The organism is Cypionkella sp. TWP1-2-1b2, assembly GCF_049896245.1.
Lineage (GTDB): Bacteria > Pseudomonadota > Alphaproteobacteria > Rhodobacterales > Rhodobacteraceae > Cypionkella.
This window is the reverse complement of the sequence record NZ_JAFCTX010000070.1, coordinates 1-9,033: the sequence shown is the minus strand read 5'-3', so window position 1 is coordinate 9,033 and position 9,033 is coordinate 1. Positions and strand designations below refer to the sequence as shown.

Below are 9,033 nucleotides of genomic sequence, written 5' to 3'. Positions count from 1 at the left end.
TCAGGGCGGCGATCCTGAACCGATTTACGGCACTTGGAACGCCGCAAACTCAACGTGTCGGATGACTCTGTCCAGCGGAAGGGAAAACTCGACCTCAGGCTGATTTGTGCAACAGAGCCAGGCTGGACCGATCATTTTCCTCGGATCACGAGGAACAGAAACTCTAACCGCTTGATTTTTGTTGCCGTTATTTTCTATTTTACGGAACTTTTCGGTGAACCCAAACGCGAACACGAGTATCATAGAAATCGTGCAAACGCTTGTAAAGCTCCAAAAATAAATAATTACAAACTCTGCAGAATTCAGCGTGGATGAATACTGCTGAATGTTTAAGAACGACTTCGACAGGCCCGGAACCATATTCGTCAAGGCCGTCGCGTGTCCAATTATAATGTCATCATTGATTGGGCTAAAGCCGACAAAAGCTAGGACGAAAAATGGCAATAGGAAAATAATTACGATTGTGCACAGGGCATTTCGCTCAGTTCGCATTGCTACCACCCGTTCAACATCGGAACTTCCCGGTATATCAGTCACATGCCAACCCCTGCGACCCCATCATAATACGTGCCACCATAACAGTATGCAAAAAAATGAACTCATTAATACTCTCTCAAACCTCCCCCCCCAACTTCGGCACTTCCCCGGCAGCGCCGCCGCCTGCTGCATAAAACCCCGGCGCAGGCTGGGAACCCCATAGACCAACCCCAGCCCCAGATCGTGCCCCGGCCGCATCCCCCCTTTACGCCTCCCCCCCAACCCGCGTATCACCGCCTCAACACCCGAGGTAGCCGATGCCCTTCCTGATCCTGACCCAAGCCCGAAGCGGCTCTTACCACTTGGCCGCTCTGCTGAACTCGGCCCCAGACATTACCTGCTTTGGCGAGATTTTCAAAGAAAACGCGCTGGAACTGCCCAAACCACAGCTTGCCAAACTCGGCCTGACCAACCGCGATATGGCGGCCCGTGACGCTGATCCCATCGGCCTGCTGAACCGTCTGCGCAAGGATACCGAAGCTGAGGGCGCAATCTTCGGCTTCAAAGACTTCCTGCCCAATCTCAACCGCGTCAAGCTGTTCGGCAAACTTGGCCATTCGAAAAACTGGCAAAAAATCATCCTGCTGCGCAACCCGATTGAGCGGTACATCTCGCGCCGCCGCGCGTCTGAAACCGGGGTTTTTGTCGTCAAGCACGGAGATGCCGTCACCCCAGATCTGCTGCACGCAAAAATCCGCTTTGATGCCGACAGTTTCGGCCAGTTCCTGAATAACCACATGCGCTTTGTCGAGGTGGCGCAGAGCCTGCACCAAAAACACGGCGACGCAGCGGTGTTTACTGCCCTATATGAAAAGCTGTCTGACCCGCAGCATCTGCACGATATTCTAAAGTTTGTCGGCTCCAAGGCCAGCGCCGATCAACTGACCAGCGATCACGTCAAGCAATACGAAAAACCACTGTCTGAAGGCGTCGAGAACTGGGATGATCTGCTGACCTATCTGCGGGAGAATGATCTGACCCGATGGCTTCCCAGCGCATAATCGCAACATCAGCATTTCGGTAGCGTCAATGCGTGCCCAGCGACAGCTTGCATCACACGCAACATATATGCCGTACTGACGGCAAATCACATTTCCCTTCCCCGCTGGGAAAGAACAAGGGGCAGTCGCCCTATACCTCCAACCCTTTGAGCAACCGCGGCACTTCGCCCGACAACCCCGCCGCCTGCCGCATAAACCCGCGCCGCAGCCCCGGCACCGCGTTCACCAGCCCCATCCCCAAATCGCGCCCCAACCGCAGCACCGGATTGTCGTTCGAGAACAGCCGGTTCACCCCGTCCATCCCCAACGCCAGCGCGGTAGAGTCAAACCGCCGCCAGCGCTGATACCGCTCCAGCACGTCGGCTGCCCCAATATCCTCACCCCTGCGCTGCGCCTCAATCAGAACCTGCGCCAAAGCCCCGACATCGCGCAGCCCAAGGTTCAGCCCCTGCCCCGCAATCGGATGCACCCCATGCGCCGCATCCCCCACCAAAGCCAAACGTGGGGCGACGAAACTGTTCGCCAAGGTCAGGCTCAGCGGATAGGTAAACCGCTCCCCAGCCAGCGCAATTTCCCCCAGAAAATTGCCGAACCTAGGCCGCAATGCCTCCAGATATTCCGCATCCCCCAGCGCTTGAACAGCTGCCGCCTGCGCCGCCGTCTCACTCCACACGATCGAACTCAAATGCCCCCCCGCCAGCGGTAAAATCGCCAGCGGCCCCGACGGCATAAAGAACTGCTGCGCGATCCCCTGATGGTGCTTCTCATGCGAAATCGCCGTCACCAGCGCCGTCTGGCCATAGCCCCAACCCGTTCGCCCGATCCCCGCCCGTGCAGCCACCCCAGACCCACGCCCATCACAGCCGACCAGAACCGAACCCCGAACGACACGGCCAGAGGCCAAAACAACTTCAGCCCTCTGCGCCGTAACCACCTGAGAAATAACTGTCTCGCCGGAAATCAGATCAACCCCCACCTCCGCCATCGCCGCCAAAAACGCCGCGTAGATCAACCGATCCTCGGCCATGAACCCCATCGGGCCTTCTTCCATCTCGGCATGATCAAAGGTCAGAAAGAACGGCGCAGGCCCCTGCCCCGCCACTCCATCGCTGGCCTTGATCTGCAAGATCGGCTGCACCCGCCCCTCAAGTCGGGGCCAAACCCCGATCACCTCCAGCAACCGTTTCGACGCCACCGCCAGCGCATAAGCCCGCCCGTCAAACCCCACTTCAGCCCGCGCCCCCGCAGGCCGCGCATCCACCACCACAACCCGCAAACCGCCCTGAGCCAAAGCCAAAGCCAAGGCCGGGCCATTCAAGCCGCCGCCCACGATCACAATGTCAGCATGTTTTTCCATATCGTCAAATATGGCCCAACCTACAGGATTGTCCATGCGCCGCCTTGCCGCTACGCTTCGCGCAAAATGGGGAACAACATGAGCAAAACCTGGTCCAACATGACCGCCGCCGACCTTGGCCGCGAGATCGGCAAAGGCCGCATCAACCCCGTTGAGCTGACCGAGTTTTTCCTCGATAAAATCGTCCTCCACGAGCATTCCACCCGGATCTACGCCCGCTCCACCCCGACCCGCGCGCGGGGCGAAGCGATGGGGGCCGCTGCCCGCGCCAAATCCGGCCTGCGCCGGGGCCTGCTTGATGGCGTGCCCGTCAGCTGGAAAGACCTGTTTGATTCAGCAGGCATCGCCACCGAAGCTGGATCGGCGCTGCTGAAAAATCGCACACCCCTAAAAGACGCCGCCGTTCTGGAAGCTGCGACCCGCCAAGGCCTTGTTTGCCTTGGTAAAACCCATATGTCTGAACTCGCCTTCTCGGGCCTCGGCCTCAACCCCGTCACTGGCACCCCGCCCTGCATCAACGACGAACAAGCCGTCGCAGGCGGGTCCACCTCAGGCGGTGCCGCTTCGGTCGCCTACGGCCTTGCCCCCGCCGCGATTGGTTCTGACACCGGTGGTTCCGTCCGCATCCCCGCCGCGTGGAACGACCTTGTCGGTCTGAAAACCAGCCACGGCCGCCTGCCTTTGACCGGAGTTGTTCCGCTTTGCGAGCAATTCGACACCGTGGGCCCGCTCGCCCGCTCTGTCGAAGACTGCGGCCTCCTCCTCGCCGCCCTCGACTCCGGCAAACCCGCCGACCTGAGCGGCAGCAGCCTCAGCAACGCCCGCTTCCTCGTCCTGAACACTGTAGCGCTGGACGATCTACGTCCCCGCCCAGCCCAAGGCTTTGAAGACGCCCTCAGCCGCCTGTCGCGTGCAGGCGCGCAAATCTCTCACGCGGACATTCCCGAAACAGCCGAGGCGATGGCACTCGCGGGCATCCTGTTCACCGCCGAAGCCTATGGCATCTGGGCCAAAACCATCGAAGCTGCGCCCGAAAAAATGTTCCCCCGCATCCTCGAACGCTTCCGCACCGGCGCTGCCATCAAGGCTTCCGATTACGTCGCCGCATGGCGTCGCCTGCGTGAAATCCGCCAGAGTTGGGCCGCCAAAACCGCCGGATACGATGCCATTCTGCTGCCCACCTCCCCTATTCTGCCGCCAAATGCCCAGCGCCTGATGACCGACGACGGCTATTTTGTCGCCGAAAACCAGCTGGCCCTGCGCAACACCCGCATCGGCAATCTGATGGGCCTCTGCGCGCTGACCTTGCCCACAGCACAACCGTCTTGCGGCATCAGTTTCATGGCAGGCCCCGGCCAAGACGAACTTCTGTTGCGTATCGGCACCGCCGCAGAACGCGCGCTGGCCTGACGCGCCGCTCTGCCCTCGCTTGCGCGACGGGTATCGCTGGACGCAAGCGAGAAGACCTGCAAGGGCCGCCGAGCGTCACCTCCGGCGAAAAAGCCACAACCGCAGCAACCAAGCCCATATCCCATATGGGTTTTTCTGGACGCGCCCGCATGATCTGGTTATCCTGATCCAGAACGGGGCGATATGACCCTGAGATGAGGCAGTCATGGCGTTTCCCAAGCGGTTTTCGAACCTGCCGGATTATGCGTTTCCGCGTTTGCGGAAGCTTCTAGACGCATATCCGCCCGGCGGTGAAGCCATTTCCATGACCATCGGAGAGCCCCGTCACCCGATTCCCGATTTTGTCGCCCCCATCATGACGGCCAATATCAACGACTTCGCAGTCTATCCGCCCAACGACGGCACGCCGGAATTGCTGGGCGCGATTTCCAGTTGGATCAAACGCCGCTACGGCGCGCAGATCGCCCAAGATCAGTTGATGGTGCTCAACGGCACCCGCGAGGGCCTCTATAACGCCTGCATCGCCCTGTCGCCTGAAACCAAAGGCGGCAAACAGCCCATCGTCTTGATGCCAAACCCGTTCTACCAAGTCTACGCCGTAGCCGCCGTCACCGTCGGGGCCGAGCCGCTCTACGTCCCCGCCACCGCCGCCGCCGGATTTCTGCCTGATTATGCTGGCCTGCCGTCCGAAATCCTGGACCGCGTCACCGTGGCTTACATCTGCTCGCCCGCCAACCCGCAGGGCGCCGTTGCCAGCGCCGATTATTGGAAAACCCTGCTGGCCTTGGCTGAGAAGCATGATTTCACCATCTTCGCCGATGAATGCTATTCCGAGATCTGGCGCAACACCGCCCCGACAGGCATCCTCGAAATAGCCCAAGCCACCGGAGCCGACCCCGAGCGCATCTTCACCTTCCACTCGCTCTCCAAACGTTCCAACCTACCCGGCCTGCGCTCTGGCTTCGTGGCGGGCGGCGCAAAAGGCATCGCCGAAATCCGCAAACTGCGCTCTTTCGCAGGCGCACCCCTGCCGCTGCCGATCCAAAAAGTCTCGGAAGCTGCTTGGAACGATGACCAACACGTCGCGGCCTCCCTCGCGCTCTACCACGCGAAATTCGACGCGGCGGACCACATTTTCGCGGGCCTACAGGGCTTCAAAACCCCTGAAGGCGGCTTCTTCCTCTGGCTGCCCGTCGAAGATGGCGAGGCCGCCGCACTCAAAGCATGGCGCGAAACCGGTGTCCGGGTTCTCCCCGGCGCGTATTTGTCGCGCGATGCAAACGGGGAAAACCCCGGCAAAGGCTATATTCGGGTCGCCTTGGTGGCCCCCAAAGAAGAAATGCAGCGCGGGCTGATCCAGCTTCGCGACTGCCTCTACGGTTGAGGACAGGGTAACATGGCATCTTATCAAGCGCGGCAACGCGATCCGCTTCTCGACCAGGGCACCACAGCGATGCTGGAACGCCGGGGGCGCGAGCTTTTGGGGCTAGCCCTGATCGCGCTGGCTTTCGCCTTCATGCTAATGCTGAACAGCTATTCGCCCGAAGATCCCGGCTGGATGGTCGCCACGGACGAGCCCGCCGCCAACACGCTTGGCCGCTTCGGCGCGGCCTTGGCGTCCACCCTGATCATCATCGGCGGCAAAGGCACCTGGGCGATCCCGCTGATCCTATCCGCCTGGGGCCTGCGCTTTGTGCTGCACCGCGGAGCCGAGCGCGCCGTCTCCCGCATGGTCTTCGCCGTGATCGCCATCGCCATGGCCTCGGTCTACGCAGCCACTTTGCTGCCCTCCGCCATGTGGGTGCAAAGCTTCGGCATGGGCGGTTTGTTCGGCGACACCGTGGTCGGCGCATTGATGAACATCATCCCCGGCGGCTCGGCCATTGGGCTGAAACTGATCTCGCTGGCCTCGGGTGTCGCGATGGTCGCCCTGATGCTGTTCGTCACCGGCTTCAATTTCCCCGAGATTCGCGCAGGCTTTCGCTTTCTGATCACCAGCCTGATCTACAGCTATTCCATCCTGCTCGGCGCTGCGGGCAAAGGTGCGCAAGGCACCACCCGCGCCGCCGCCGCCATCCACGCCCGCCGCAAGCGCAACGCAGCCGAAGCCGCCCGGCCCGACGACACCCTGCGCGCGCCCGCCGATTGGCGCGAAGACCGCCCGCAATCCACCATCCGCCGCGCCGAACCCGCCGTTGAGGCCGCATCAGCCTTCGGTCGCCCCTCCACCCTGCGCGCCGACGACCGCTACGCCGAACCCCTTGCCGAGGCCCCGCAATACGCCCCGCCCCGCGAAAAGCTTGGCCTCTTGGCCCGGATGCCCGCGCTGATGCGCCGTGCCGTTGATCCCGAACCCGAACTGATCGAACCCACGATCTCGCAAGCCGCCGATCACGCCGACATGCCCTCGGATGACCGCATCAAGTCGCGAATCTCGGATGCCATCCGCTCGCGCACCCGCCCACCCGAAGCACAACTCTCTCCCCTCGCCGCCGCCATCCAGCGCCGCGAACCGCCACTGCAACGCCCGCGCAGCCCCGCGCCCTTGATCGCCGACACCCGCCCGATCACACGCATAGAACCGCCCGTTGTCGCCCCAAAAGCCCCGCTGCACAACGCTTTCGTGGAATCCGAAGACGACCAAACCTTTGATCTGCCTGAAGATCACGGCTTTACTCTGACCGACGATGCTTATGATTACGCCGCCGATGAAGACGACAACGCCGCAGATTTCGACGCGCCTTACACCCCCGCCCTCGCAATCCCCCGCCCCGCCCCAACACCCGAGCGTCGCCCGGTGGTCCAGCACGCGGTGAAAAAGCCCATCGCCCCCTCCGCCCGTGCCGCAGCCGAGGCGCAACCCCGCCTGCGTTTCGACGACCCCGCGCCCGCCTACGAACTCCCCCCCATCTCGCTGCTGACCCCGCCCTCCTCCGTGCAACGCCACGCGCTCTCCGACGAAGCCCTCGAAGAAAACGCCCGCATGTTGGAATCGGTGCTCGACGACTACGGCGTCAAAGGCGAAATCGTCTCCGTCCGCCCCGGCCCCGTCGTCACCATGTACGAGTTGGAGCCCGCCCCCGGCCTGAAAGCCAGCCGCGTGATCGGTCTCGCCGATGACATCGCCCGCTCGATGTCTGCGCTGAGCGCCCGTGTCTCCACCGTCCCCGGTCGCACCGTCATCGGCATCGAACTCCCGAACGCCACCCGCGAAAAAGTCGTTTTGCGCGAAATCATCGCCGCCCGCGACTTTGGCGACAGCAACATGCGCCTGCCGCTGGCCTTGGGCAAAGACATCGGCGGTGATCCCATCGTCGCCAACCTCGCCAAAATGCCCCACCTGCTGATCGCAGGCACCACCGGTTCGGGTAAATCCGTCGCCATCAACACCATGATCCTGTCCTTGCTGTACAAACTCAGCCCGGAAGAATGCCGCCTGATCATGATCGACCCCAAAATGCTGGAACTCAGCGTTTACGACGGCATCCCGCACCTGCTTTCCCCCGTCGTCACCGACCCTAAAAAGGCCGTCGTCGCGCTGAAATGGGTCGTGTCGGAAATGGAGGAACGCTACCGCAAAATGTCGAAAATGGGCGTGCGCAACATCGAAGGCTACAATGGCCGCGTCCGCGAAGCGCTGTCGAAGAATGAGATGTTCAAGCGCACCATCCAGACCGGCTTTGATGAAGACACTGGCGAGCCTATGTTTGAAACCGATGAATTCCAGCCCGTCACCATCCCCTATATCGTGGTGGTGGTCGACGAGATGGCCGATCTGATGATGGTCGCTGGCAAAGAGATCGAAGCATGCATCCAGCGCCTCGCCCAGATGGCCCGCGCCTCCGGTATCCACCTGATCATGGCCACCCAGCGCCCAAGCGTTGACGTGATCACCGGCACCATCAAAGCCAACTTCCCGACCCGGATTTCCTTCCAGGTCACCAGCAAAATCGACTCACGCACCATCTTGGGCGAACAAGGTGCCGAACAACTGCTCGGCATGGGCGACATGCTCTACATGGCAGGCGGCGGTCGCGTTTCCCGTATTCACGGCCCGTTTGTCTCCGATGAAGAAGTCGAAGAAATCGTCAACCACCTCAAATCCTACGGCCCCCCGGTCTATATGTCCGGCGTGATCGAAGGCCCAGAAGACGAAAACGCCGCCGAAATCGACAGCCTCTTGGGCCTCGGCTCCGACGGGTTAGACGACAGCCTCTACGACCAAGCCGTCGCCATCGTCGCCAAAGATCGCAAATGCTCCACCAGCTATATCCAACGCAAACTCGGCATCGGCTATAACAAAGCCGCGAAGCTGGTCGAGCAGATGGAAGAACACTCGGTCATCACCGCCGCCAACCACGTCGGCAAACGCGAGATTTTGCTGCCGGAGCATTAAGCCCAAGGTCAAAACAGACTGAACACACAAAACGCGCGCAAAAACCTGCGCGCGTTTTTCTTTGCCAAAGCCACACCCTCAACAATTTCACATTGGCCTAAATATCCCCGCCGGAGGCTTCGCGATTGGAGCAAAACTGCCCTCAAAAGCCCAAAGCCAGTTAGAGTAGGGCGGGGTTCACCACGCCGTTGGAGGGTGTAATCTTAAAAATCCCTTAGAGCAAGTCGCCGTTCATATGATTCAGGCTTCCCATCTTGGACGGTTTCTGATTCCCTGATCTTTCCAGATATAGGGGATCGAGATGGGCAAATCACATCCTATGGAGCTTCGCA

At 60.9% G+C, this 9,033-nt stretch carries 6 protein-coding genes; 4 read left to right on the top strand and 2 right to left on the bottom strand.

What is annotated here, in order from left to right:
• Nucleotides 1-24: 24 nt before the first annotated feature.
• Nucleotides 25-537, bottom strand: a complete 513-nt coding sequence (locus tag ACP7AP_RS23470; protein WP_426038249.1) for a hypothetical protein — start codon at nt 535-537, stop codon at nt 25-27.
• 257 nt (nt 538-794) lie between these two features.
• Between ACP7AP_RS23470 and ACP7AP_RS23465 the strand changes: the two genes are divergently transcribed.
• Nucleotides 795-1,538, top strand: coding sequence for a hypothetical protein (locus ACP7AP_RS23465; protein WP_426038247.1), 744 nt, complete (start codon nt 795-797; stop codon nt 1,536-1,538).
• A gap of 130 nt (nt 1,539-1,668) precedes the next feature.
• Here ACP7AP_RS23465 and ACP7AP_RS23460 read toward each other — a convergent pair whose 3' ends face one another.
• Nucleotides 1,669-2,895 carry a UbiH/UbiF/VisC/COQ6 family ubiquinone biosynthesis hydroxylase gene (locus tag ACP7AP_RS23460; RefSeq protein ID WP_426038251.1) on the bottom strand — a complete coding sequence of 409 codons (1,227 nt, stop codon included), beginning with the start codon at nt 2,893-2,895 and terminating at the stop codon, nt 1,669-1,671.
• Between the two features lie 78 nt (nt 2,896-2,973).
• Here ACP7AP_RS23460 and ACP7AP_RS23455 point away from each other — a divergent pair, with 78 nt between their 5' ends.
• From ACP7AP_RS23455 to ACP7AP_RS23445, 3 genes are all read left to right on the top strand, one after another.
• A complete protein-coding gene (locus tag ACP7AP_RS23455; protein WP_426038245.1) occupies nt 2,974-4,305 on the top strand; it encodes an amidase in 1,332 nt (443 codons plus the stop codon).
• A gap of 205 nt (nt 4,306-4,510) precedes the next feature.
• The gene (locus ACP7AP_RS23450) at nt 4,511-5,689 is read left to right on the top strand and encodes an aminotransferase class I/II-fold pyridoxal phosphate-dependent enzyme (RefSeq protein ID WP_426038243.1); all 1,179 of its coding nucleotides are present in this window, start codon (nt 4,511-4,513) and stop codon (nt 5,687-5,689) included.
• A 12-nt stretch (nt 5,690-5,701) separates the two neighbouring features.
• Nucleotides 5,702-8,701 (top strand): DNA translocase FtsK 4TM domain-containing protein, encoded by a 3,000-nt coding sequence (locus ACP7AP_RS23445; protein ID WP_426038241.1) that lies wholly within the window; start codon nt 5,702-5,704, stop codon nt 8,699-8,701.
• Nucleotides 8,702-9,033 lie beyond the last annotated feature (332 nt).

What these genes read in the sequence shown, in the direction of transcription:
- ACP7AP_RS23450 (WP_426038243.1), top strand. Translation starts at nt 4,511, where the DNA reads ATGGCGTTTCCCAAGCGGTTTTCGAACCTGCCGGATTATGCGTTTCCG.
- ACP7AP_RS23455 (WP_426038245.1), top strand. Translation starts at nt 2,974, where the DNA reads ATGAGCAAAACCTGGTCCAACATGACCGCCGCCGACCTTGGCCGCGAG.
- ACP7AP_RS23445 (WP_426038241.1), top strand. Translation starts at nt 5,702, where the DNA reads ATGGCATCTTATCAAGCGCGGCAACGCGATCCGCTTCTCGACCAGGGC.
- ACP7AP_RS23460 (WP_426038251.1), bottom strand. Translation starts at nt 2,895, where the DNA reads ATGGAAAAACATGCTGACATTGTGATCGTGGGCGGCGGCTTGAATGGC.
- ACP7AP_RS23465 (WP_426038247.1), top strand. Translation starts at nt 795, where the DNA reads ATGCCCTTCCTGATCCTGACCCAAGCCCGAAGCGGCTCTTACCACTTG.